General features: G+C 58.4%; 22 protein-coding genes, 1 tRNA gene and 1 pseudogene. 6 read left to right on the top strand and 18 right to left on the bottom strand.

The features are described 5' to 3' along the window. The first annotated feature begins 56 nt into the window (after positions 1 to 56). The gene (locus CCGE525_RS07070) at positions 57 to 737 is read left to right on the top strand and encodes a peroxiredoxin-like family protein (RefSeq protein ID WP_120703672.1); all 681 of its coding nucleotides are present in this window, start codon (positions 57 to 59) and stop codon (positions 735 to 737) included. A 50-nt stretch (positions 738 to 787) separates the two neighbouring features. Here CCGE525_RS07070 and recO read toward each other — a convergent pair whose 3' ends face one another. The 11 genes and pseudogenes from recO to rpoZ form a co-directional block, all read right to left on the bottom strand. After that, entirely contained in the window at positions 788 to 1,567 is a 780-nt protein-coding gene (gene recO, locus CCGE525_RS07065; RefSeq protein ID WP_120703671.1) for a DNA repair protein RecO, read from the bottom strand. Positions 1,568 to 1,646: 79 nt separating this feature from the next. Beyond that, positions 1,647 to 2,024, bottom strand: a complete 378-nt coding sequence (locus tag CCGE525_RS07060; RefSeq protein ID WP_120703670.1) for a response regulator — start codon at positions 2,022 to 2,024, stop codon at positions 1,647 to 1,649. Between the two features lie 335 nt (positions 2,025 to 2,359). Then, positions 2,360 to 2,491: pseudogene (locus CCGE525_RS39545) on the bottom strand (Crp/Fnr family transcriptional regulator); the annotation flags it as partial. A 133-nt stretch (positions 2,492 to 2,624) separates the two neighbouring features. After that, on the bottom strand, positions 2,625 to 3,569 hold the full coding sequence (era, locus tag CCGE525_RS07055; RefSeq protein WP_120706300.1) for a GTPase Era: 945 nt from the start codon (positions 3,567 to 3,569) through the stop codon (positions 2,625 to 2,627). Between the two features lie 123 nt (positions 3,570 to 3,692). Next, positions 3,693 to 4,412, bottom strand: coding sequence for a ribonuclease III (gene rnc / locus CCGE525_RS07050; RefSeq protein WP_120703669.1), 720 nt, complete (start codon positions 4,410 to 4,412; stop codon positions 3,693 to 3,695). Next, positions 4,409 to 5,155 (bottom strand): signal peptidase I, encoded by a 747-nt coding sequence (gene lepB, locus CCGE525_RS07045; protein ID WP_120703668.1) that lies wholly within the window; start codon positions 5,153 to 5,155, stop codon positions 4,409 to 4,411. The genes rnc and lepB overlap by 4 nt, the downstream gene beginning before the upstream one ends. 115 nt (positions 5,156 to 5,270) lie before the next feature. Continuing rightward, positions 5,271 to 5,675, bottom strand: a complete 405-nt coding sequence (gene acpS, locus CCGE525_RS07040) for a holo-ACP synthase (RefSeq protein WP_120703667.1) — start codon at positions 5,673 to 5,675, stop codon at positions 5,271 to 5,273. Between the two features lie 40 nt (positions 5,676 to 5,715). After that, positions 5,716 to 6,303, bottom strand: a complete 588-nt coding sequence (locus CCGE525_RS07035) for a DUF2062 domain-containing protein (protein WP_120703666.1) — start codon at positions 6,301 to 6,303, stop codon at positions 5,716 to 5,718. Positions 6,304 to 6,529: 226 nt separating this feature from the next. Continuing rightward, complete coding sequence (locus CCGE525_RS07030) at positions 6,530 to 6,679, bottom strand: DUF3563 family protein (RefSeq protein WP_120703665.1); 150 nt, start codon at positions 6,677 to 6,679, stop codon at positions 6,530 to 6,532. A gap of 192 nt (positions 6,680 to 6,871) precedes the next feature. Continuing rightward, entirely contained in the window at positions 6,872 to 9,097 is a 2,226-nt protein-coding gene (locus CCGE525_RS07025; protein WP_120703664.1) for a RelA/SpoT family protein, read from the bottom strand. A 99-nt stretch (positions 9,098 to 9,196) separates the two neighbouring features. Beyond that, entirely contained in the window at positions 9,197 to 9,601 is a 405-nt protein-coding gene (rpoZ, locus tag CCGE525_RS07020; RefSeq protein WP_120703663.1) for a DNA-directed RNA polymerase subunit omega, read from the bottom strand. A 311-nt stretch (positions 9,602 to 9,912) separates the two neighbouring features. Between rpoZ and CCGE525_RS07015 the strand changes: the two genes are divergently transcribed. After that, complete coding sequence (locus CCGE525_RS07015; protein WP_120703662.1) at positions 9,913 to 10,497, top strand: LabA-like NYN domain-containing protein; 585 nt, start codon at positions 9,913 to 9,915, stop codon at positions 10,495 to 10,497. Between the two features lie 215 nt (positions 10,498 to 10,712). On the opposite strand, the gene smpB is transcribed toward CCGE525_RS07015, so the two are convergent. Together smpB and dapA are read right to left on the bottom strand one after the other, a co-directional pair. Further along, positions 10,713 to 11,192: an SsrA-binding protein SmpB gene (gene smpB / locus CCGE525_RS07010; protein WP_120703661.1), complete on the bottom strand. Its 480-nt coding sequence runs from the start codon at positions 11,190 to 11,192 to the stop codon at positions 10,713 to 10,715. Between the two features lie 138 nt (positions 11,193 to 11,330). Next, complete coding sequence (gene dapA / locus CCGE525_RS07005) at positions 11,331 to 12,215, bottom strand: 4-hydroxy-tetrahydrodipicolinate synthase (protein ID WP_120703660.1); 885 nt, start codon at positions 12,213 to 12,215, stop codon at positions 11,331 to 11,333. A gap of 218 nt (positions 12,216 to 12,433) precedes the next feature. Between dapA and CCGE525_RS07000 the strand changes: the two genes are divergently transcribed. Together CCGE525_RS07000 and CCGE525_RS06995 are read left to right on the top strand one after the other, a co-directional pair. Beyond that, positions 12,434 to 14,488, top strand: coding sequence for a lytic transglycosylase domain-containing protein (locus tag CCGE525_RS07000; RefSeq protein ID WP_120703659.1), 2,055 nt, complete (start codon positions 12,434 to 12,436; stop codon positions 14,486 to 14,488). An 86-nt stretch (positions 14,489 to 14,574) separates the two neighbouring features. Next, a complete protein-coding gene (locus CCGE525_RS06995; RefSeq protein WP_120703658.1) occupies positions 14,575 to 15,468 on the top strand; it encodes an alpha/beta fold hydrolase in 894 nt (297 codons plus the stop codon). Positions 15,469 to 15,596: 128 nt separating this feature from the next. Here the strand turns inward: CCGE525_RS06995 and CCGE525_RS06990 are convergent, their stop codons facing one another. The 5 genes from CCGE525_RS06990 to CCGE525_RS06970 form a co-directional block, all read right to left on the bottom strand. Then, positions 15,597 to 16,691, bottom strand: coding sequence for a porin (locus tag CCGE525_RS06990; RefSeq protein ID WP_120703657.1), 1,095 nt, complete (start codon positions 16,689 to 16,691; stop codon positions 15,597 to 15,599). A 570-nt stretch (positions 16,692 to 17,261) separates the two neighbouring features. Continuing rightward, the gene (locus CCGE525_RS06985) at positions 17,262 to 18,377 is read right to left on the bottom strand and encodes a porin (RefSeq protein ID WP_120703656.1); all 1,116 of its coding nucleotides are present in this window, start codon (positions 18,375 to 18,377) and stop codon (positions 17,262 to 17,264) included. A gap of 606 nt (positions 18,378 to 18,983) precedes the next feature. Further along, positions 18,984 to 19,074, bottom strand: a tRNA-Ser gene (locus CCGE525_RS06980). A gap of 126 nt (positions 19,075 to 19,200) precedes the next feature. Further along, on the bottom strand, positions 19,201 to 20,418 hold the full coding sequence (locus tag CCGE525_RS06975; RefSeq protein WP_120706299.1) for an NAD(P)/FAD-dependent oxidoreductase: 1,218 nt from the start codon (positions 20,416 to 20,418) through the stop codon (positions 19,201 to 19,203). 150 nt (positions 20,419 to 20,568) lie between these two features. Next, positions 20,569 to 21,681, bottom strand: coding sequence for a Gfo/Idh/MocA family protein (locus CCGE525_RS06970; protein WP_120703655.1), 1,113 nt, complete (start codon positions 21,679 to 21,681; stop codon positions 20,569 to 20,571). Between the two features lie 235 nt (positions 21,682 to 21,916). Here CCGE525_RS06970 and CCGE525_RS06965 point away from each other — a divergent pair, with 235 nt between their 5' ends. Beyond that, positions 21,917 to 22,792 carry a MurR/RpiR family transcriptional regulator gene (locus tag CCGE525_RS06965; protein ID WP_120703654.1) on the top strand — a complete coding sequence of 292 codons (876 nt, stop codon included), beginning with the start codon at positions 21,917 to 21,919 and terminating at the stop codon, positions 22,790 to 22,792. Positions 22,793 to 22,973: 181 nt separating this feature from the next. Beyond that, the gene (locus CCGE525_RS06960; protein ID WP_120703653.1) at positions 22,974 to 24,908 is read left to right on the top strand and encodes a bifunctional 5-dehydro-2-deoxygluconokinase/5-dehydro-2-deoxyphosphogluconate aldolase; all 1,935 of its coding nucleotides are present in this window, start codon (positions 22,974 to 22,976) and stop codon (positions 24,906 to 24,908) included. Positions 24,909 to 24,966: the final 58 nt, after the last annotated feature.

The raw sequence follows: 24,966 nt of genomic DNA, 5'->3' as shown, positions 1-24,966 counted from the left end.
GTCGTCGGAGATCCATTAGGAGAATCGATTCAAGCACTTAAAGGGAGGAACGAAAGATGCCGGAGAACCACGCCGAAAGACCATTGCAGCCTGGAGATCGCGCGCCGAACGTCGTGCTGGATGCGATTACCCGCCAGGGCAAGATAGCCATCGACGATTTTCGCGGCCAGAAGCCGGTGCTTGTCGGATTGTTCCGCGGGCTGCATTGTCCCTTCTGTCGCCGGCAGATCGCCGCCATGTCCGAGCTCACTGGTGCGTTGCAGGAAAAAGGCATCGACAGCCTGACCGTCGTCAACACGCCGATCGACCGTGCCCGCCTCTATTTCCGCTACCATCCGCTTCCCAATCTGCTGGCCGCTTCAGATCCGGAACGGGTATCGCACAGAGCTTTCGGCCTGCCGAATGTCCAGTTCACCGAAGACGAGACTGACTGGCCACGCAAGGTGGGCATGAAGACGGTGCGGTCGATGCGCGTCGAGATGCCGGATGAGCTTCCCCAGCCGATGGACCCGATGGCGGCGATGGAGTTCCTCGACAAAGCGGACGGCTATGAATTCACCGAGGATGACAAGCACATGATCGCCACCGGCGAAGGTCAACTCGTCGGCGAATTCCTGCTCGATCGGGACGGCGTCATCCGGTGGTGTTTCACGGAAGTGGAGGAGTCTGGCCGCCATATGTTCGGCATTCCCGCCCCTCGGGAAGTGATGTCAGCGGCATCGAATATGGCTGTTTGACGCCAGCGCTCGGAATCACGCCTTGGAGCATGATCCTTTCGGATCATGCTCTATCTTTTGGCGGCAATGGTCGGCCGCTCCTGCGGCATTTCCAAGGACGCCGCAGTCAGCGCTTTCAACGCCGCCTGGATGAACCCGTCACGCGCAGCGGCGATCTCGATGCCGCGCGGCTCGTAGACATGGCGATGCAGGAAGAAGCCAGTCAGGCGAAAGGCGGCGGCGAGGCTTTCACAATCCGCCGCTTCGACGGCGCCGGCGGCAAGGAAGGGCGGCAGCGCCAGCATCTTGTCGGCCCAAGGCAGACCGGCGGTACGGCAGACGGCACGTCCGGTCTTCGGTGAAACGAAGGCGAGGTCGTCGCGCACGCCCGTCGCGGCACACGCGGTCAGATCAAGGCCGAAACCGAGATCGTTGAGCACCGCCAGCTCGAAGCGGACGAACAGCTCGCCGGCGTCCATGGGGTTCTGCAGGTTTTCCAGAATGATATCGAGTGCATCGTAGAGATGCGGATGGGGATCGCGTTCAGGCAGCAGGCGCAGCAGCGCCCCCATGGCCTGCACGCCATAGACGGCGGTCGCCGTTTCCATCAGCCGTGCCGCCCGCAACCGCACCGGCTCGATGCGGAACTCGCCGAGATGCTCATGCAGCCGCGCCCGCCACGTCACTTCGACCAGATTGCCCGCCTGCAGCACAGGCTGCATGGCGCGCGATCGGCCGGAGCGCACCAATCCCATATGTCGGCCACGATCACGCGTCATCACCTCGGCGACGACGCTTGTCTCGCCGAGGCGCTTGATGCCCAAAATGATCGCCTGATCCTGCCACTGCATCGGCCGGTTTATCCCGCAGAATGTCGTGATTCGAGTTTAGGACAAACGGCAGGCGCTGTCACATGGGAGACGATCGGCTCTACTGGTCGCTTGACAGGCTGCTAATCGACGCCAGCTTGTCGACGAATGCCCGCATGGCCGCTTCATCGAAGGGCTTGTTGAGCAACGGCACGTGCCGCATATCGTGTGGGAAGTCGAGCGTATCAGGGTAACCGCTGACGAAGCCGAAGGCGATGCCGCGCCCTGCCAGCAACCGGGCGAAACCGAAACTCATCGAATCCCCCAAATTGACATCCAGCATCGCAAAATCATAACGCTCGGTATGAATGGCATTGACCGCCTGCTCCAAGTTCGAGGCGATTTCCACCTGCTCGACCCCGACAAGACGAAGGATTTCCTCCGCCTCCATCGCAATGATCAGATTGTCTTCCAAAATGAGAACGCGCTGAACCGTCATATCAGCGCCATCCCCGCGTCCGTACGCCAAACGGCGCGGTGCCCCGTAAACATTCCCACATCTATCCCTCCGGCGCCAATCATCGGCCCGTGTTGAATGGATGGTATTCCCCCATCCGTGTTGGCTAGATCTCATGTCACATGACCTTGCCTAAACCCGCTTCGCACTTTTCACCCGGCGGCACTATGGGCTCGTCATCATGCTCCAATCGCTTTTGCCGCTGCGGTTAGTAAAAGGTGAAACTGGTCGAAAAGTGACGGCGAATGTAGTTCATGCTGATACAGCATTCGCTATCATTTAAAAAAGACATGGGTAGTCCGTGTCAATATCGAACATCAGATGAATGACCGTCTGCCCGAATCGAGCCCTGCCCATGCGGCGAGTTCGGCAAGTCCTTCGCCGTTCAGCACGTCGCAACCGCGCTCGTGACGGCGGATCAGTCCGCGTTCCGAGAGCTTTTTCAACGTAGTGAAAGCCCCAGTCTGAAAGAATCGGGAAGAGGTGGGCGCTGTAGGCGCCCTTGAGAAAAATCGTCGCGCCGAAGGGCGCCATCTACCAGCGGCTGTCGAGAGGTCAGACAGTCAACGGGAAACTGTTCCGTCAGCGCGGAAACTCAAGCCCCATCTCACGGAAGCGTTCTGGATCGTCGCCCCAGTTCTCCCGCACCTTGACGAAGAGGAAGAGGTGCACCGGCTGCTCGAGAATTTCGGACAGTTCCTTGCGCGAGGCGGTCGAGATCGCCTTGATCGTTTCGCCTGATTTGCCGAGGGCGATCTTCTTCTGGCTTTCGCGCTCGACATAGATCACTTGCTCGATGCGCACCGAACCGTCCTTGCGCTCCTCCCATTTCTCCGTCTCGACATGCGAGGAATAGGGCAATTCCTGATGCAGGCGCAGGAACAGTTTTTCGCGGGTGATTTCCGCTGCAAGCTGGCGCATCGGCAGGTCGGAAATCTGGTCCTCGGGATAATACCAGGGGCCTTCCGGCAGGGTCTTTGCCAGATAGTCCATCACATCGTCGCAGCCCGAACCGTTTTCGGCCGAAATCATGAAGGTCTGCTCGAAGGTGATCTTCTCGTTGGCGGCAGCGGCAAGCGCCAGCAGGTCTTCGCGGCGAACGCGGTCGATCTTGTTCAGAACAAGGATTTTCGGCTGCGAAACTTCCTTCAGTCCTTCGAGGATAGCTTCAGCATCGCCGCGTATTCCCCGCTCGCTGTCGATCAGCAGCATGATAAGATCCGCATCCTTGGCGCCGCCCCAGGCGGTCGTCACCATCGCGCGGTCGAGGCGCCGGCGCGGCTTGAAGATGCCGGGCGTATCCATGAAGACGATCTGTGCATTATTATGGATGGCGATGCCGCGCACGATGGCGCGCGTCGTCTGCACCTTGTGGCTGACAATCGACACCTTGGCGCCGACGAGGCGGTTGACGAGCGTCGACTTGCCGGCATTGGTCGGGCCGATAAGAGCCACGAAGCCGGAATGCGTCGGGCTGATGTTTTCAGCCGCGCCTTCGCCGGCGGCCATGTCTTCCTGATTGGTCATCTTTTCCGTCATTTCTAGAGCGGTTCAGCGTTTCATGGAATCGCTTTCCCGCTCTACCCTTTGTTTTTACGCAATTCCGGACGGAAAACCGCTTCGCACTTTTCCTGGAATTGCTCTAGGCAGTCATTTTTGAGCAGGCTGGAGCTGCCATACGCCTTCGCGCTCCAAAATCCGTGTCGCAGCCACCTGCTCGGCGGCGCGTTTGGAGCGTTCAATACCGGTCTCTGGCGCGGTTCCGGCCACTTCCACCGTCACCGTGAAGCGGGGATCATGATCCGGTCCGCTGCGGTCATCAACCCTGTAAACGGGTGTGACACCGAATTTCGCATGCGCCCATTCCTGCAATTCCGTCTTGGCGTCGCGCCTTGCACCATCGGGGCGGATGGCGCGGCGCTCCCAGTAGCGCAAAATGAACTTGCGCGCCACTTCGAGGCCGCCATCGAGATAGAGCGCCGCAATCAGGCTTTCGACGACATCGGCACGCACGTTCAGCATGCGCTTGCCGGTCAACTTCTTCACATCGGCGCCGGTGCGGATGAAGAGATGCAACTGCATCTCGTCGGCGACTTCCGCGCAGGTCTCGGCACTGACCAACTGGTTAAGGCGCACCGAGAGCTCACCCTCGGTCGCCGCACCGAAAGTCTGGAAAAGCAGTTCGGCGATGCACAGGCCGAGAACCCGATCGCCGAGAAATTCCAGCCGCTCGTAATTGCCGGCCTTGTGCGTTCGGGCGCTGGCATGCGTCAGAGCCCAGTCGAGGCGCCCCTTCTCGGCGAATTCGTGGCCTATTGCGGCTTCAAGCCTGACACGATCTGCCTGCTGGAGCGTCTGCGTTTTCGTCATTCGACAACCTTAAAGAGGCGATCCCAACGCATGTTGGTCGGCCATTTCCAGATTTCGCGGAACGAGGTGTCGTGTCCGAGCGAGAAGAAAATGACGCTGGCGCGCCCGATCAGGTTCTCAGCCGGCACATAACCGACATCGAAACGGCTGTCGTCGGAATTGTCGCGGTTGTCGCCCATCATGAAGTAGTTGCCCGGCGGCACGACATATTCCTGCGTGTTGTCACCGCGCGAGTTCGGCGAAAGGTCCAGCGTATCGTAGACCTTGCCAGTGTCCGGCAGGCGCTCGCTGTAAACGGGAATATCGTCGCCGGGCTCCTGGCTGTAGTCCGATGCGAAGGTGCCGTGCGGTTGCCGCGGAACAGCCTGACCGTTGATGTAAAGGATATCGTTCTTCACCTGAATACGATCGCCCGGCAGGCCGATAACACGCTTGATATAGTCGACGTCCGGGTTCGGCGGGAAGCGGAAGACCACGACATCGCCGCGCCTCGGTTCGCTGCCGAAGATACGCCCGCTGAACAGATCCGGCGAGAAAGGCAGCGAATATTTCGAATAACCGTAGGCGAACTTGTTGACGAAGATATAGTCGCCGACAAGAAGCGTCGGCATCATCGAGCCGGACGGAATGGTAAAAGGTTGAAACAGTACTGTGCGGATGATCATAGCCAGGACCAGAGCCTGTACTATGACCTTGAAGTTTTCCCACAGGACATTCTGCTGTTTTTCGGCTTTCTCGGACACGCAGTCTTATTCCTTTTTCGCACCCCACCGGCGCACTTTACTTTCAGGCACTCTCTATCCGCTTCATACCACGGCGGCAATGGCACAGATATTAAAAGCGACACATGATCGTCATTCAGCCCGCAATCGGCAGTGCCTCGATAATCACGAAGGCTTGAGCGAGAGGGAAATCATCGGTTATCGTCAAATGAATGGCAGCGCGGTGATTTTCCGGCACCAACGCCGCCAGCCTTTTGGCCGCGCCGCCGGTCAACTGCATCGTCGGCTTGCCGCTCGACAGGTTGACGACACCCATGTCACGCCAGAATACGCCCTGCGCCAGGCCCGTGCCAAGCGCCTTGGAGCAGGCTTCCTTGGCGGCGAAGCGCTTGGCATATGATGCAGCCTTGTTCTTGCGCCCTTCGGACTTGGCGCGCTCGATATCGGTGAAACAGCGCTCCGTGAACCGTGTGCCGAAGCGTTCGATCGACTTTTCGACGCGGCGAATGTCGATGAGGTCGCTGCCTATCCCGATGATCATGAGAAGGCCCTCCAGCCGGCCGCGGCGATGTCGCGTTCCGTCAGACGCTCGATGCGTTGTCAGCAAGGGCCAGGCGCTCGCGCGCCCGCTCCATCAGCCGCGCCTTGCGACGGGTCTTGAAGCTCTTCACCCCGTAATAGGTCAACGCATAGGCGATGATGCCCGTGACGATTGCCGGCGGAACGCCGCCGATCAGCATCGGCTTCAGGACTGGGTCCCAAATCTGCATGAGATCACCCTTATGCCAGAGCGCAGGCAGATCGATGCCGCCACCTTGGCCGCCGCTGTCGCGCGCTAGGATCAGATGACCGATTTCCCAGGTAAAGCCCCAGATGAAGGGATAGGTGATGGGATTGCCTGCAGCCAGACAGCCGAGTGCTGCCGCGACCACATTGCCACCGACGAGATAGGCAATGATGATCGCCATGACGAAATGCACGCCAATGAACGGGGTCCAGGAAACGACGATGCCCGCAGCAAAGCCGGCAGCCACCGAATGCGGCGAAGCGGCAAGACGCACCAGGCGCTTTCCGAAATATTGGAACGAGCGAATGAAACCTTTACGGGGCCAAAGATGATCCCGCAGTTTTTCCTTCAACGTCAGTGGTTTTCTGCGACGAAATAACATGCGGCTTATCTAGTGCACCCAGTGCCGTCATGACAAGAGCGGCGAAGCGTATCATGCGCTGATTATCCAGCCGCGGCGCCTATGCGCCCTGGAGCGACCGCGTGTTCACAGAACCGCAAAAGCCTGCTCTAGTTTTTTATGCGGAACATCCTGCCTGCTTTCAGCGGGACGCTCCAAGGGCGCTGCAACATGCGCGCCCATTCCATTTTAAAAGTATTGTCAGCGTTTAACGCTGGCGGAACATGCCGCGATCGACTTGGCGCTGACGATATTCAAGGTCAAAGCGGTCGTGCGAGCCATTCAAATAGGCCAGTTCACGTTCTTCAGCACTCGGAACGCGCAAAGCACGGGCGAATTTCTTGATAGGACCAAACATTGTCTTCTCTCTTCTCTGTTTCGTTTCTTCGATGATCAGAAGATAGGCGTGACAAAGGTTAATTACCACCGCTCTAAAATACACGCAGCCATGCGATTGACGCATGGCTAGACACAGAGATAGGCAAATTTGGTCACAAAATGATCACAAAATATGCAACTCGCACCGGATCGATGCTGTTACCAAGGATAATTATTCGTAAAGCCGCTTTACGGTGGCGATGCAATCGAGCTCTTTCAGCTGCACCAAGAGCTGATTGAGCTGACGCAGGTCCCAGACTTCGACATCCAGCGCCATCTCCGTAAAGTCGGCAGCGACGCGCACCGTGTTCAGAACGCGGATGTTGACGTCGATGTCGGCGACCGTCTGCGCCACCTTGGCAAGCGTGCCCGGTTCGTTCAGCGCATTGATCAGAATACGGGCGGCGAAGCGTGACTTGTTGGCCTCGTCGAGATCCCACCGCACGTCGATCCACCGCTCCGGCTGGTCGTCGAAACGCTGCAGTGCCGGCGACTGGATCGGATAGATGGTGATGCCCCTGGCCTTTTCCATGATACCGACGATGCGGTCACCAGGTACGGCACCGGTCGGAGCGAAATGCACCTCGACATCCGCTGCCAAACCACGGATCGGCAGGGCATCCACCCCATCGACACTGGCAGCGAGATCGGCCTTGGTCTTGCCAGGGATCTTGAAGATCATGCCCGCGACGCTGCGGACATTGAACCAGCCTTCGTCGCCGGCAGGCTTGACCGTGACACGTTCGTCCTGATGATCGGGGTAGACGGCGCGCAATACATCGAGCGACGACATCTCCCCTCGCCCGACAGCGGCGATCGCATCCTCCACATCTTTCTGGCCGAGGCGGTGCAGCGCCGGCTTCAGCGCCTCGCGCGAGAAAACCTTGCCGGCGCGCTCGAAGGTGCGCTCCAGGATGCGGTGGCCGAGGCCGGCATATTGCTTGCGGATGGCCAATCGCGTGGCGCGGCGGATGGCGGCTCTGGCCTTACCGGTCACGACGATCTCTTCCCAGGCGGCGGGCGGCACCTGCACGCCGGAGCGGATGATCTCGACTTCGTCGCCATTGGTCAGGCGCGTCACCAGCGGCATGATGCGGCCGTTGATCTTGGCGCCAACCGTGGTGTCGCCGATATTGGTGTGAACGGCGTAGGCGAAATCGATCGGCGTGGCACCGCGCGGCAGCGCGATCAGTTTGCCCTTCGGCGTGAAGCAGAAGACCTGATCCTGGAACAGTTCAAGCTTGGTATGTTCGAGGAATTCTTCGGGGCTGTCGCCTTCCGCCAGCGCCTCGATGGTATGGCGCAGCCAGGAATAGGCATTGCTTTCGCGCGACAGCAGCTCACCATCGCCATTGTTGTTGGTGCCGTCCTTGTAGAGCGTGTGGGCGGCGATGCCGAACTCGGCGATTTCATGCATGCGCTTGGTGCGGATCTGCAGCTCGATGCGCTGGCTGGATGGACCAACGATGGTGGTATGCAGCGAGCGGTAATCGTTCTGCTTCGGCGTCGAGATATAATCCTTGAACCGGCCAGGCACGACACGCCAGCGCGTATGCACGATGCCGAGTGCGCGATAGCAGGACGGAACGTCGTCGACGAGGAGGCGAAAACCATAGACATCGGAGAGCTGCTCGAAGGAAAGCGACTTCGACTGCATCTTGCGGAAGACCGAATAAGGCTTCTTCTGCCTGCCCTTGACCATGGCGTTGGCGAGACCGTTTGCCACCAGCAGGTCGCGCAGTTCTGTCTCGATCTTCTTTACCAGACCTTCATTGCGCCGCGACAGCTCTTCGAGGCGCTTGGTGACCGTATCGTGCGCCTCGGGATTGATGTGGCGGAAGGACAGCTCCTCGAGCTCCTCGCGCATATCCTGCATACCCATGCGGCCGGCAAGCGGCGCATAGATTTCCATCGTCTCTTCAGAAATGCGGGCGCGCTTTTCCGGCGACATATGGTCGAGCGTCCGCATATTGTGCAGGCGGTCGGCCAGTTTGACCAGGAGCACGCGGACGTCGTCGGAAATGGCAAGCAGCAACTTGCGGAGATTTTCCGCCTGCTTCGCCTTTTTGGTGACGAGATCAAGCTTCTTGATCTTGGTCAGCCCCTCCACAAGGCGGCCGATATCCTCGCCGAACAACTCGTCGATTTCGGCGCGCGTCGCGGTGGTGTCTTCGATCGTGTCATGCAGGAGGGCGACGGCGATCGTCGATTCATCCAGACGCATGTCGGTCAGGATGGCGGCAACTTCGAGGGGATGGGAAATATAGGGATCGCCGCTGGCACGCTTCTGCTGCCCATGCTTCTGCATCGCATAAACATAGGCCTTGTTGAGAAGTGCTTCATTGGCATCGGGCTTGTATTTCTGCACACGCTCGACAAGCTCGTATTGCCGCATCATTCCCAAGCTACTCCCGCAAAATAAAAGCGCGCCAGTCATACGACCGGCGCACGCATCACTTCATCATATCGCTCTTGGTTAGAGCATCAAGCTTGACGATTAGTAATCGTCGCTTTTTTCCGGCGGAACAAGGCCTTCGATGCCGGCGAGAAGCTCTTCTTCCGACATCTGATCGAAGGTGACGGCTTCCGGCAGATCTTCTTCCTCGTCACCCGAAGCCGAAGCGGCGGCGCCGGCAGCCAGGAGGCTTGCCGGATCGGGCTCGGGCTCGTCGACTTCGACGTGCTTCTGCAGCGAATGGATTAGGTCTTCCTTCAGGTCATCGGGAGACAGCGTTTCATCGGCGATTTCGCGCAACGCAACGACCGGGTTCTTGTCGTTGTCGCGATCGATAGTGATCGACGAACCCTGTGAAATCAGGCGGGCACGGTGGCTCGCGAGCAGCACCAGCTCGAACCGGTTTTCTACTTTATCAATGCAATCTTCTACTGTGACACGGGCCATTGCCTGTCCTTTGCGGTCGTGATGTCTTCATCATGTCTCGGAGTAACACGCCCGATACAAGCAAACGATGGCAAATTCAAGTTTTTCCTGCTTCAGGGCTGCCAATCCCCCTACAATGCGCTAAAATTCATTAGACAAGTTGCGCATTCAACTATAGGTTGCTTGGAATATCGCGAATCGTGCCCTAAATCTCGTTTATATGAATAATTCATAAAGTAATGCGGATTATTCTTGGGCGTCATACAAGACATTGTTTTGACTGCATTTTGAGTAAAAGTAATTGCGTTATGGTAACAATGGATATGTAAGCGATGTTCGATCCACGCGAAAAAATTGCACTTTTTATAGACGGCGCCAATCTTTACGCCGCTTCAAAAAGCCTCGGTTTTGATATCGATTATCGTAAGCTGCTCAAGGCCTTTCAGAAGCGCGGATATTTGCTGCGAGCCTATTATTACACCGCTCTTATCGAGGATCAGGAATATTCTTCGATCCGCCCCCTGATCGATTGGCTAGACTACAACGGCTACAAGGTCATCACCAAGCCGGCGAAGGAATTCACCGACTCCATGGGCCGCCGCAAGATCAAGGGCAACATGGATATCGAGCTGGCGATCGATGCCATGGAGCAATCGGAAACTGTCGATCATCTTGTGATCTTCTCCGGCGACGGCGATTTTACCACGCTGGTGGAAGCGCTGCAGCGTCGCGGGCGCAAGGTGTCCGTCATCTCCACCATGGCGACCCAGCCGCCGATGATCGCGGACGACCTGCGCCGTCAGGCCGATCACTTCATCGACCTCGTGTCGCTGAAGGCCGAAATCGGCCGCGACCCCTCCGAGCGTCCACAGCGTCCCGTCGAAGCGACTCCCGCCGCTGCGGATGTCGAAGAGTAATCTGGGACTGCTGCAGGTACATTCCCTGTTCGCCGCACCGCCCGTCCCTTGCTAAGGTTCCGGGCGCTCGTCATTGCAATCGATTCACTGACGGCTGTGATCGTTGGCTAGCGTTCCGCGTTCGCCGCAGCAGCCGGCCCTTCGCTTTGGCTCACGGCGTTCGTCGCTGCAATCGATTCACTGGATCGATTGCTCGGGCTTTGCCCGACCGCTTCTCACCCATTATCCTTTAGAAGCCGGCTCCTCTGCCGGTTCCAGTCGCGTTCCTTCTCGGATTCGCGCTTGTCGTGGATCTTCTTGCCCTTGGCGAGCGCCAGTTCCAGCTTGGCGCGGCCGCTGTCGTTGAAATAGATCTTCAGCGGGATCAGCGTCATGCCTTCGCGGTTTACGGCCGAGCGCAATCGGCCGATCTCGCGACCTGAGAGCAACAGTTTACGACGACGGCGCGGCTCGTGATTGAAGCGGTTCGCTTGTAGATATTCCGGCAGATAGGAATTGATGAGCCAGATCTCGCCGTCCTCGTCGGAGGCATAGGATTCGGCGATATTGGCCTTGCCTTCGCGCAACGACTTGACCTCGGTGCCTTTCAGCACGAGTCCTGCCTCATAGGTGTCGATGATCTCGTAGTTGAAGCGCGCCTTGCGGTTTTCCGCGACGATCTTCTTCACCACGCGTTGGCTGCCTTTGGGTGCCATGGTTCTTCTTCTTTTTCGTGCGTCAATTCCGGCAGCGGCCGTCGGCGCGCCAAGATGTCAAACCTTAAATAAGCGAGACCGCTCTCCTTGTGAAGAGAGCGGTCGCGTCAGAAGATTCGCGAGTGCGTTTGCGTACCGTCAGTTCAGGACACCGGCGTGGCGCATGGCGGCATCGATCGCCGCTTCCGTGCTCGGCTCCAGCGTCGAAAGCAGTGGCGAGCGCACGTTGCGGCTCATGCGGCCTAAACGGAAAAGGCCGTACTTCGCGCCACAAAGGCCCGGCTCCAGGAAGATTGCCTTATGCAGCGGCATCAGGCGGTCCTGGTAGTCCAGCGCCTTGGCATAGTCGCCGGCAAGCGTCGCCGCCTGAAATTCTGCACAGAGACGCGGCGCGACATTGGCCGTCACCGAGATGCAGCCGAGACCCCCATGAGCATTGAAGCCAAGCGCTGTCGCGTCCTCGCCGGAAAGCTGGCGAAAGTCATGGCCGCAGGTGATGCGCTGTTCGGAAACCCGCTCGATTTTGCCGGTCGCATCCTTGACGCCAACGATATTTGCATGCGCCTTGGCCAGTGCGCCCATCGTCTCCGGCGTCATGTCGACGACCGAGCGGCCGGGGATATTGTAAATATAGATCGGCAGCTTCACCGCTTCGGCGATGGCCGAAAAATGTGCGTAGAGCCCCTTCTGCGTCGGCTTGTTGTAGTAGGGCGTGACGACCAGAACTGCGTTGGCGCCGACCTTTTCGGCATGCTGGGCAAGCTCGATCGCCTCCCGGGTATTGTTGGAGCCGGCGCCGGCCATGACCGGAACGCGCTTGCCCGCCACTTCGATGCAAAGCTCGACAACCCGTTTGTGCTCATCATGCGACAGGGTCGGAGATTCACCCGTCGTGCCGACGGGAACAAGCCCGCTGCTGCCCTCTTTGATCTGCCAGTCGACGTGGGAAGCAAAGGACGCTTCATCCACCTTGCCGGCGTCTGTGAAGGGCGTGACGAGTGCGGGAATGGACCCCTGGAACATGCAAGTCTCCTCGCGGCGCCGCTTTCATGCTTCAGCCGCAATCCATGGTTATGAATCCGCGCACCATAAAGCGCTCACTTGACGGCGACAAGCGCGCTTTCGATGGTAAAGGGCAGTTTCCGATATCATAATTGATTGAAATTCGGGCCAACGCTAAGGTTTCGTTAATATAAAATTCGGCAAATGGAGGGGGCCTGTTTTTTGTTGTGAGTAGCCGGATGAAAAGACCTGTCATGATCTTGGCCGCTGTGGGCGTGGCGGTCGCATGGGGCACTTTTGCCTCGCAACTTCCCGGCGAACAGACATCGACCCCAGAGACGACCGACGTCGCAATGACCATGCCGGATCCGTTAAGCACCGGGTCTATACCGCGCGGCTCCGCCATCGCGCCCGTTAGTGGCGACCTTAAAGCCGGCCTTGATGCTCTCTCCAACAAGAACCCGCTGCAAGCGCTCGCCATTCGCAACAGCATGGGCCAGGGCACACTTGACCGTCACATTCTGACCTGGGCGATCGCCACCTCGGGCCAACCCGGCGTTCCCTCCGGCGAAATCGCCGCGGCCGCGCGCGAACTCGCCGGCTGGCCGGGTCTCGCCAGCCTGCGCGGCAATTCCGAACGCGCGCTTTACACTGAAAATCCGCCGGCCGATCAAGTGCTTGCCGCCTTCGGCAATACGCAGCCGGAAACCCCGGAAGGCGCGGTCATCCTATCACGTGCGCTGGTTTCGCGGGGTGCTTCGGCGCAAGCCGCCAAGCTCATCCGCAAGATCTGGCGCAATGAGGGGCTGGACAAGTCCTTCGAAGACAAGATCCTTGCCGAATTCTCCGGTCTCCTGTCACCGGCCGATCACAAGGCGCGCATGGACTATCTGCTCTATCGCGGCCGCACCGCGCAGGCCAAGCGTTTCGGTGACCTCGGAAGGGCGCTATCGCTCTACAAAACTTGGGCGGCGGTCAACAATCATTCGGCCAATGCCGGAACACTGCTTGCCAATATGGATCCGCAATGGCGAAACGACCCCGCCTATCTTTTCATGCGGATCGAGAACCTGCGCCGTCAGGACAAATATGACGATGCCGCCAACCTTCTGATGCAAATGCCGCGCGACCGTGGCGCGCTCATCAATGCCAGCCAATGGTGGGATGAGCAGCGCATCGTCAGCCGCGGCCTGGTGGATCAAGGTGAATTCAAGACCGCCTACCGCATCGTCGATGCCAGCGTCGCGGACAATCCACAGGATGTCGGTGAGGCAGAATTCCACGCCGGCTGGTATGCCCTGCGCGGGCTGCAGGACGGTGCGACGGCTGAAGCACATTTCCGTAAGATCCTGCAGGTATCGAACGGTCCGATCTCGCAATCGCGCGCCTGGTACTGGCTCGGGCGCGCCGCAGAAGCCGGCGGTCCGGGCAAGGCTGAGGATTTCTACACCAAGGCCGCCTCTTATCCGGCCACGTTTTATGGCCAGCTCTCCGCAGAGAAACTGGGCCGGCGGACGCTGAATGTCAGGTACCCCTCCGCAACGACCGAGGACCGGCAGCGCTTCCAATCCCGCGAAGCCGTCGAGGCCATCGCGCATCTCGAAGCGGCAGGTCACGGCTGGCGGGCCGACGCCCTTTATCGAGCGCTGGCCAAACAATTGCAGAGCCCCGGCGAGATCGCCATGCTGGCGGCGCGGGCCGAACGCTCCGGCAATCACCAGCTTTCCCTTCAGGTCGGCAAGATCGCCTATGGCCGCGGTGTCGATGTTGCAGCGCTCGCCTTCCCGATCGGCGTCATTCCGGACAATGCCAATATCTCCGGCTCCGGCAAGGCGCTCGCCTACGCAATCGCCCGGCAGGAAAGCGCCTTCAACCCGGCAGCGGTTTCCGCCGCCAACGCGCGCGGCCTGCTGCAGCTTCTGCCGAAGACGGCCAAGGCGGTCGCCGGCCGTCATGGCATGGCCTATTCCGCGGACAAGCTGACGCAGGATGCCGGCTACAACGCCACACTCGGCGCCCATTATCTCGGCGAACAGATCGACGCCTTCGGCGGCTCCTATATTCTGACCTTCATTGCCTACAATGCCGGCCCGAACAAGGTTCCGGAGTGGATCAGCCGTTACGGCGACCCGCGCGGCAAATCGATCGACGATGTCGTCGACTGGATCGAGCGCATCCCCTTCCCCGAAACGCGCAACTATGTCCAGCGCGTCATGGAAAATTATCAGGTCTACAAGGCCCGGCTCGGCCAGAAGACTGATATCGAGCACGATCTGATTTACGGACGCGGCTGATCTCTGTGTCGGCAAGTGCGATTGTTTGAAACGCTAAAATGGCGTTACATCCCTCGTGAAATGCTATTCACCACGAGGGGTTATCCATGAGCAGTGACGATGAAAGCGGCTTTGTTGTCAGAACTATCTCGGCACCGGACGGGCTAAGGCTCTATGCACGCGATTACAGCGGCGGCAATTCAGTGACGTCAAACCTGCCGCCGATCGTCTGCTTACCTGGTCTGACCCGCAATTCGCGGGATTTCCATCAGTTGGCACTGCTTTTGTCGCGTGACTCAACCGCACCGCGCAGGGTGATTACTCTCGACGCCCGCGGGCGCGGCTCGTCGGCCTGGGACGACGACAAGAGCCACTATAACCTCGCGGTCGAGGCTCAGGACGTGCTCACAACATGCGCCGCGCTGGATATTCCGAAGGCTATCTTCATCGGCACGTCGCGCGGTGGTCTTGTCCTGCATCTGCTGGCGGCCAGCCAACCTGATGTTCTGAAGGCAGTCATTCTCAACGACATCGGTCCCGTTCTCGAAAAGGATGGGCTTGCCGATATCCGCGACTATCTGAACCGCGGCAAGAAGCCGACGGATTGGGACGAGGCCGTCGAAATTCTGCAGGAAAATCATGGTCGCAGCTTCACGGCGCTTGCGGAAGACGATTGGCGCGACATGGCGCGGGCGATCTATGCCACCACTGATGGCAAAGTCGTTGCGGATTTCGATCCCGCCGTTGCCGCACAAATGGAGTCCCTCGATCTTGAAGCTCCTATCCCGGATCTCTGGCCGCAGTTCGAGGCCTTTCAGAACATACCGTTGATGGTGATTCGCGGAGAGAATTCGAAACTGCTCACGACAGCTACCCTCGAGGAGATGGGAAAGCGGCATCCGGGCATGGCGGCAAAAATTGCCGTGGGGCAAGGACATGCTCCGATTCTGCACCTTTGGGATATTCCGGCTGCAATCCAGCATTTCCTGGCGACGATTTGAATTGCACGCATCGTTAGAAGGCGCAGCGTAAAAAAGAAAAGGCCCGGTTGGGAAAACCGGGCCAATCCTCTTCTGATCGGAGGTCTGATCAGAGTATGACGACGTCCAATTCGATTCGGCGAACCGAATTAGAAGCTGCGCTGGAAGCGGAGGATACCAGCCCACTGATCCTGGTTCACAGAATCGAAGTTGGTGTAGGTAACTTCCGGCTCGACGAGCAGGTTCTTAACCGGGTTGAACTTGAGGTTCGTCGTGGCTTCGAAGATCTTCGAGTCGGTGTAGGCGAGCTGGACGTTCCACTTCAGCTGGTCGCTGATCTTATAGCCAACGCCACCCCAAACAGCCCAGTCACCCCAGCCGCAGAGATCGCCACGGTCAGCCGGGCAAGCCGACGGGTCCAGGTTCGAGCCGGCATACTGGTTCAGCTTGGAGCCATCCGTGTTCCAGCCGCCCATCAGGAAGGCCGAGAAGGCGCCGAAGTTGGCGTCGACACGAGCCTTCACAGCGCCTTCTTCGACGATGGAGTCATAACCACCGACGACGCGGAACTGCCAAGCGCCAGCCTTGTAGCCAGCACCGGCTACGACGTTCGGAGCATAGTGGTTTTGCTTGGACTGAACCCAAGCGCCGCCGAAGGAAGACGAATCCGAACCGGAGTTGGAGTCTTCGAGCGAGACGACAGCCGTGAAGCCGTTGCCGGCGTCGTAGTTGTAGGTCAACTGGTTGAGTTCGTACGGGCCGTCCCAGATCACGTCGTCGTTGATGACGTCGCCGGCGTAACCGGTGAACAGGTTGTACTGCGAGTCCTGCTTACCAACCAGGAAACCGCCGAGGCTGATGTTAGCCCACAGCAGCTTCGGGGTCGTGGAGCCGCCTTCAGACCAGTCGAAACGGTAGACGGTGTCCGTCTTCAGCGAACCGTATTCGGTGTCCGATGCCGTGTCGATGGAAAGCTGAGCGCGGGTGTGCCAGAAGGTGCCGCGATCGCCCTTCGGGCCCGGATTGTAAGCGTTATACCATTCACCTTCGGTACGAACCATGCCGCCAACCTTAAGGCAGGTTTCGGTGCCCGGAATGAAGAAGTAGCCAGCGCCATATGCGTCGCAGATGCGAACGTATTCAAGCGGCTCCGGCTCGGCAGCAACAATAGCGTCAGCCGCATGAGCACCGGAAACTGCTGCCAGCGCAGCAGCGGAGCCGAGAAGAAGGCTCTTGATGTTCATAATAACTCCAGTTCTAAATATCGATTAGGTATGAGAATTCGCGCCGAAAAACGACGTGCCCTACCCCACCTTGTGTTCAAAGTTGACCCCTGATCTGGGAGAACCAAGACGCTAAGCCTTGCTTCCGATTTGGGAAACTACAGATCGAAATTTTTAGAGCAATATCAGAGACAAACTATAATCATATGTGACGATTGTTTCGAATTTCGCGTTGCACAAAAATCACGTCGCAAAATTGTCACATGATCGTCATGTTCAATATTGAACTATACTTTAAGTTACTTTCGAAAATACTTAAGTTGCAAAACTATTCTTAATTAGAATACTCTAACTCAAAGGAAACGGGACGCCATCTTTCCTATACCCTCTTAAAGCGCATCGCGCTCTTTGGGATCCGTCCTTGCGCTTCAGGCTCCTGATTTTGCGCATATCATTATCGCAAAACCTCCGTGCACTTTTGCGCGATATGCCATAGCTGGACGCGATTGCCCAGAAGCAAAAAGCCCGGCTCGAAAGCCGGGCTTTTCGTCACTGACGTGACAATCAGATTTTGACCGAGGTCAAATCAGATTAGAAGTTGCGCTCGAAACGGAGGATACCAGCCCACTCGTCCTGGCCGATCGAATCCCAGTTGGTGTAGGATACTTCCGGCTCGATGAGCAGGTTCTTAACCGGGTTCCACTTGATGTTCGTCGTAGCGGCGAAGATCTTGGAGTCGGTGTAAGCGAGCTGCAGGTTCCACTTCAGCTTGTCGTTGATCGGAACGCCAACGCCACCCCAAACTGCCCAGTCGCCCCAGCCGCAGTCTGCGCCATGAATGGTGCCGTCCGAGTGCGTGCAAGCTGACGAATCCAGGTTCGAGCCAGCATACTGGTTCAGCTTGGAGCCGTCCGTGTTCCAGCCGCCCATCAAGAAGGCCGAGAATACGCCGAAGTCAGCGTCGAGACGAGCCTTGATGGCGCCTTCTTCGACGATGGAGTCATAACCACCGACGACCTTGATGGACCATGCACCGGCCTTGTAGCCAGCACCAGCAACAACGTTCGGAGCGTAGTGGTTGGCCCTGGACTGCTCCCAAGCACCGCCGTAGGTGGAAATGTCCGAAGCGGAGTTGGAATCTTCGACCGAGACCACAGCCGTGAAGCCGTTGCCGGCGTCATAGTTGTAGGTGATCTGGTTGAGTTCGTACGGACCATCATAGATCACGTCGTCGTTGATGACGTCGCCGGCGTAACCAACGAACTGGTTGTACCAGGAGTCCTGCTTGCCGACGCTGAAGCCGCCGAGGCTGATGTACGCCCACAGAAGGTTCGTGCCCGTGGAGCCGCCTTCCTGCCAATCCCAACGAAGGATGGTGTTCGTCTTCAACGGACCGTATTCAGTGTCGGTCGCGGTGTTGATGTTCAACTCAGCACGGGTATGCCACAGCGTGCCGAAGTCCCAGTTACCAGCCCCGCCATGATTGCCATAAGCGTCGCCCCACTGGCCTTCCGTACGCACCTTGCCGCCGATCTTAAGGCAGGTTTCGGTACCCGGAATGAAGAAATAGCCTGCACCGTATGCGTCGCAGATGCGAACGTATTCGAGCGGCTCCGGCTCAGCGGCAACAACAGCGTCAGCCGCGTGAGCACCGGATACTGCTGCAAGAGCAGCAGCGGAGCCGAGAAGAAGGCTCTTGATGTTCATTATTGACCTCCAGTCAAAGTTTCAATCGAGAATGAGAACTACCCGAAGGCATTCCCTGCCCCATCCTCGTGTTTCAAGAAGTGGACGATCAATCGCCCTTGCTTCCGAGATTGAAAATACAAGACGCGAACTGTCACGCAATCTACATCTTATCGGAAAGGGGGATTTACATGAGCCTTCGCTAAGTCCTGTTGCCGAAAGGACACAAGTCCGCCACACGGACATCGCATTTATTTATATTTTGTTAAGAAAGCCGTTACGGTACCAGCACTTACAGGCCGGTTTTAATTGATGACGTGGAGACTAGATCAGCCGTCATAATGGCCGATTCAGGGCAATTTCATGGGTTCCGCAACGTCATGCTCGCCATTTCAAAAACAGCCACCAGCGGCGCGGAGCAAGCCAAATCCACTCTCATCACTCAGCACCACATCGCCAGCAAGTGATTCTGCTGCGACCGATTCGACGGAGAATCGGTCGTTACCGACTATCCGCCCGCAAGATTGCAGCGGGATGACAAAAAGAGAATCGGCAGCGGACGGATCTAAGAAATCGCGGAAGATATCGATAGCGGGGGAATTAGCGCGTCCGCGACGCGAAATAGGATGGCGGAGAAGATGGGATTCGAACCCACGATACGCTTTTGACGTATACTCCCTTAGCAGGGGAGCGCCTTCGACCACTCGGCCACCTCTCCGGTGCGGCCCTGATACGGCCAATCATTTATCGACGCAAGCGCTTTTTCGCCTCCGTGCACGTTCTCCCTGCATTAGGCAATGCGCGCATCCTGCGGGAAGAACCAGATAGCCTGCCAGCAGTTCCGTTAAGCCAGCAATTGCTTAAGGTCTGCGGCGGGGTCGGCCAGAACGGCCTTGTCCGGGCTGGTGCCGGTTTCCAGCAGCTTCTTGCCGGTCACATAGGCCTTCGCGTCATTGATGGCGTCAACGGCGATGAAACGGCCCTTCTTGAAATACCAGACCGAAGCCGATCCCTCGCGGGTTCCGGGGCGCAGAAGGGTTTCGTCATAGCCAAGGTTGAAGCCAGCGATTTGCAATTTCACATCATATTGATCCGACCAGAACCATGGCTTCGGATCATAGGCCTCATCGCCGCCGGCAATGATTGCGGCTGCGGCTTCGGCCTGGTCGACGGCGTTCTGTACCGATTCGAGACGGATGCGGCCGCCGTCCCAGGGCAGCTCGGCACAATCGCCCACGGCGAAGATGGAGGGATCGGAGGTGCGGGCAAAGGAATCGACGATGATGCCGTTGCCGACTTCCAGTCCCGCTTCTTTGGCGAGCTGGTCATTCGGAGCGACGCCGATGCCGACGACGACGAAATCGACGTCGATGCTGGAGCCATCCGACAATTCGGCGGCAACGACATGGCCATTCTTGCCGACGAGTTGCTTGAGGCCGGTCTTTTCGCGGATGACGACGTCGTGTTGTCTGTGAATCGCCCGCATGATGTCTGCCGTCTCCTTGGCGGCGACGCGCTGCAGGATCCTGTCGGCCATTTCGATGAGCGTGACTTCGAGGCCGCGGTGGCGGGCAACTGCCGCCGCTTCGAGGCCAATATAGCCGCCGCCGATGATGAGGACACGGCGGCCCGCACGCATTTCACCGGCGAGCTGATCGGCATCGCGCTTGTTACGGGCGAGATAGACGCCTTCGAGAGCGCCTCCGACGGAGGGCGGCAGAGGGCGCGGCGCGGCGCCTGTTGCCAGTACCAGCGTGTGATAATCCAGCACCGAGCCGTCCTGTGTGACGACCTGCTTTACCGTCCGGTCGATCTGCTCGACCCAGGTAGACAAGCGAATCTCGACATTGTTGTCGGCGTACCAATGTTCCGGGCGGAACAGCAGGCGATCGAAGGCCATCTCCCCGAGAAGGTATTTCTTGGTAAGCGGTGGCCGCTGATAGGGGAGGTTTTCCTCCGCGCCAATGATGGTGATCGGCCTCAAATCTCCGAGCGCCCGCAATTTGGCTGCAAGCGCGAAACCGGCCTGTCCGGCCCCGACAATGACCAATCTGCCCGTCACGATCCTTACTCCATTATCGTTATAGCGGCTCGTCATCCTGATATAGGACGTTGCCCTCACGGATTTCAGGGGTAACGCCTACCCTTGCAAGCGTCAATCATAGCTGACCTTGCGCCCGAGATCGGGAGAAAATTAGGGCGGAACTCAGGCCTATATCTCGACCCAGCGGCGCTCATGGAACGATTGCGCCATGGCATGAACCGACTTCTCGATGCGCAAGCCATCCGTGAAACTCACGACCGACGCCGCATCGCCGGAGATGGCGCGAATCAGCTCGCGGCATTCGATGATCTTCAGGTCGTTGAAGCCGAGCCCATGGCCGGGCGCCGGGATGAACCGGTCATAGGGTCTATGGGCCGGTGCTGCGAGGATCTTACGGAACCCCTGTTCGCTGCCCCTGCCCTCCGCCTGATAAAGCTCGAATTCGTTCATGCGCTCCTGGTCGTAGGTGATTGAGCCTTTCGAGCCGAAGATCTGCAGCGCAATGCGGCCCTTGCGTCCCCAGGCGGAGCGATTCGCCATCAGCACCGCGGAAATGCCGCCATCGAGCCGCATCAGCACATTGGCGAGATCGTGGTTCTCGACAGCGCGCCGCCCGCCTTCTTTCAACGGCCGTTCGGCATAAGGCTTCACCATATCGGTGATTACAGCTTCCACATGGCCGAACAGAAACCAGAGCAGCGATAACGGGTGCACGGCGAAATCGTCGAGCGCGCCATAGCCGCCGGCCAACTCGCTCTTCCAATAGAAAAAGACTTCCGGATCGGCCATGAAGTCTTCATCCATCTCGACACGGACATGATTGACCTCGCCGATCGCGCCTTCGCCGATCAGCGCCTTGATATGCCGAATAACCGGGTTCTGGATATAATTATAGCCGAGGATAGCGACCTTGCCTGAGGCTTTGGCGGCGCTCAACATGCGTTCGGCGTCGGCATAGGCAGGCGCCATCGGCTTTTCGCACCAGACATGCTTGCCGGCTTGCAGCGCCGCGATCGACATTTCCGGATGGAATTGATTGGGCGTCGTGACGGAGACGACGTCGACCTCAGGATCGGCGATCAGCTCGCGCCAGTCGGCGGTCGTCTTTTCGAAGCCGAATTCATCGCCACGCTCCTTTGCCAAATCGGGATTGGCTTCCGCAAGATGCACAAGGCGCGGCCGCTCGACGTCACCGAAGACGGTCTTGACCGCGTTCCACGCAAGCGCATGGCATTTGCCCATATAGCCGGTTCCGATCAATCCGACGCCCAACGGCTTCATATGCATTTCCCTCCTCAAGCCTTCTCCCGAAACTCTCATGGATTTTTGGAATATTTGGACCGTTTTGACAAGCGGGCGGGCCGATCAATCGCAGCACAGAATCGGAGGAATGAAAATTATTCCCGTAAATTCATTGACTTAAAAATAATCGTGCCGAGCTATTCAAAATCCGTTATCGTGCAAAATATGGAATATTTGTTTCATTGGCGGGCATGGCGTCGAAAAGGGTAAAGGCATGGACAACGGAATCGAAACGCGAACCAAGGTGCCGCGGGATTTTGAAAGTCTGCGCAGCACTATCATCGAGCGCAAGAACGCCATGCCGAAACGTCTGGCCCAGATCGCGGCTTTCGCGCTCGGGAATCCGGATGAAATCGCCTTTGGCACCACGGCAAGCATCGCCACTGCAGCAGATGTCCAGCCGTCAACGCTCGTGCGTCTCGCCCATCATCTCGGCTATGAGGGGTTCTCCGACCTGCAGAGCATTTTCCGCGAAAGGCTGCGCGATCGGACGCTGAGTTATGAAGAGCGGCTGATCACACTGGAACAATCCGGCATCGAGGATGAAGAAGCCGGCATTCTCTCCGGTTTCCTTTCTGCCGCCAGTCAGTCGATCAACAAGCTTGCCGCCACGATCGAGACGGATACGTTCGCCAAGGCTGTGGATGTGCTCGCCGCCGCCGAGACGATCTACCTCATCGCCAAGCGCCGCTCCTATCCGCTGACGGCGCATATGACCTATGCCTTTTCCAAATTGAACATCCGTCATCAGATCGTTGCTTCACCAAACGGCATCGATGGCGAGCTTGCCCGGTTTGCCACGGAAAGAGACGCAGCGATTGCCGCCAGCTTCTCACCCTATGCCGCCGACAGTTTGGCGCAGGCACAGGATCTCGCCGCACGCAACGTGCCGGTGATCGCCATTACCGATTCGGCCTTTTCGCCGCTGACGGCCTGCGCCACCCACTGGTTCGAAGTGGCTGAGGCTGATTTTGCCGGCTTCCGGTCGCTCTCGGCCTCCATGGCTCTCATCATGGCCTTCCCCGTCGCCATTGCCGAACGGCGCAGGAAAGATGCGGTTGCAAAATTTCACAAAACCAAAATGGAATAAATATTCCGAATTGACAAAATAACGGAACCAATGTTTCATTAAATCATAATCGCGGCCACGGGAGATGACCGCAATATCTACCGGAGCCGGACGAAACGAAGACGGGCCGGCACTTTCAATGACGCATGACCTCATCGAAAACTGAAGAGTTATCGGGATCATGCCTAGACGGGAGGACATCATGGCACACGACAATCCTGGCGCCCAGCCGGAGCCGACACTCGATGTGATCACCATCGGCCGCTCCTCCGTTGATCTCTATGGCCAGCAGATCGGCTCACGCCTGGAGGATATCGCTTCCTTCGCGAAATCCGTCGGCGGCTGCCCCGCCAATATCGCCATCGGCACCGCTCGCCTCGGCTTGAAATCCGGCTTGATCACCCGCGTCGGCGACGAGCAGATGGGCCGTTTCATCCGTGAACAGGCGGCACGCGAGGGCGTCGCGACGGCGGGGATCGCCACCGACAAGGAGAGGCTGACGGCTCTGGTATTGCTGGCGGTCGAGGCCGAAGGCGTCTCGCCGATGATCTTCTATCGTTCCGACTGCGCCGACATGGCGCTCGACGAGGGTGACATCGATGAGAATTTCATCAAGTCCTCCCGCGCCGTGCTGGTTTCTGGCACGCATTTCTCCAAGCCGAATACGGAGGCCGCTCAGCACAAGGCGATCCGCATCGCCAAGGCGAACGGCCGCAAGGTGATCTTCGATATCGATTACCGGCCGAATCTCTGGGGCCTCGCCGGCCACGCCGAAGGGTTCGAACGTTATGTGAAATCGGATCGTGTCTCCTCGAAGATGAAAGAGACGTTGCCGGATTGCGACCTGATCGTCGGCACCGAAGAGGAGATCATGATTACCTCGGGCGCCGATGACGTGCTTGGCGCATTGAAGGAAATCCGCCGCCTTTCTTCGGCAACCATCGTGCTGAAGCGCGGCGCCATGGGCTGCATCGTTTATGACGGCCCGATCTCCGACGACCTCGAGGCCGGCATTGTCGGCCAGGGTTTTCCGATCGAAGTATTCAACGTGCTTGGAGCCGGCGATGCCTTCATGTCCGGCTTCCTGCGCGGCTTCCTGCGCGACGAACCGCTTAAGACCTGCGCCACCTGGGCCAATGCCTGCGGCGCCTTCGCGGTCTCGCGCCTGCTCTGCTCGCCGGAATATCCGACCTGGGCCGAACTCGATTTCTTCCTGAAGACGGGCAGCAAGCACCGGGCGCTGCGTAAAGATGAGGCGATCAATCACATCCATTGGGCGACGACACGCCGTGGCGAAATCCCGCTATTGATGGCGCTTGCCATCGATCATCGTTCGCAGCTCGTCAGTGTCGCCGACGAGCTGGGCATCGCCCACGACAGGATCGTTGCCTTCAAGCGGCTTGCGGTTGAGGCGGCCGCGCGGGTTTCGGGCGGGCGCGACGGCTATGGCATGCTGATCGACGAGCGCTTCGGCCGCGATGCATTCTTCGATGCCGCCACCAAGAATTTCTCCTGGATCGGCCGCCCCGTCGAATTGCCGGGCTCGAAACCGCTGAAATTCGAATTCAGCCAGGATATCGGTTCGCAGCTCACCGAATGGCCGCTCAACCATTGCATCAAGTGCCTCTGCTTCTATCACCCCGACGACCCCGCGGAATTGAAGGCCGAGCAGCAGGAGAAGCTGCGGACCCTGTTCGAAGCAGCCCGCAAGGTCGGCCGTGAGTTGCTGGTCGAGATCATCGCCGGCAAGAACGGACCGCTTACCGACGATACGATCCCGACGGCGATGGAAGAGCTTTACGCACTTGGCATCAAGCCGGACTGGTGGAAGCTGGAACCGCAGGAATCGACGACGGCCTGGAAAAAAATCGATGCCGTGATCGCCAAAAATGATCCATTGTGCAGGGGTATCGTGCTGCTTGGCCTGGAAGCGCCGGCGGAGGAATTGATCCGCAGCTTCGAAGCGACGCTGGCCGCGCCCTCCGTCAAGGGTTTCGCCGTCGGACGGACGATCTTTTCCGATGCGGCACGCGCCTGGATGTCAGGCGGCATGAACGACGAGGAAGCGATCGCCGACATGGCTGGCCGCTTCCGGCAATTGACGCAGGCGTGGCTGAAAACCCGCGGCCTGGAATAGCTGGCGCATCGCTCGGAAAACTGGATACCGGTTTTCGGGTAAAGCGATACGCAAACAA

The sequence above is a fragment of the Rhizobium jaguaris genome, assembly GCF_003627755.1.
GTDB lineage: Bacteria > Pseudomonadota > Alphaproteobacteria > Rhizobiales > Rhizobiaceae > Rhizobium > Rhizobium jaguaris.
The sequence above is the reverse complement of the archived record's forward strand: the minus strand, read 5'-3'. Positions and strand labels throughout refer to the sequence as shown.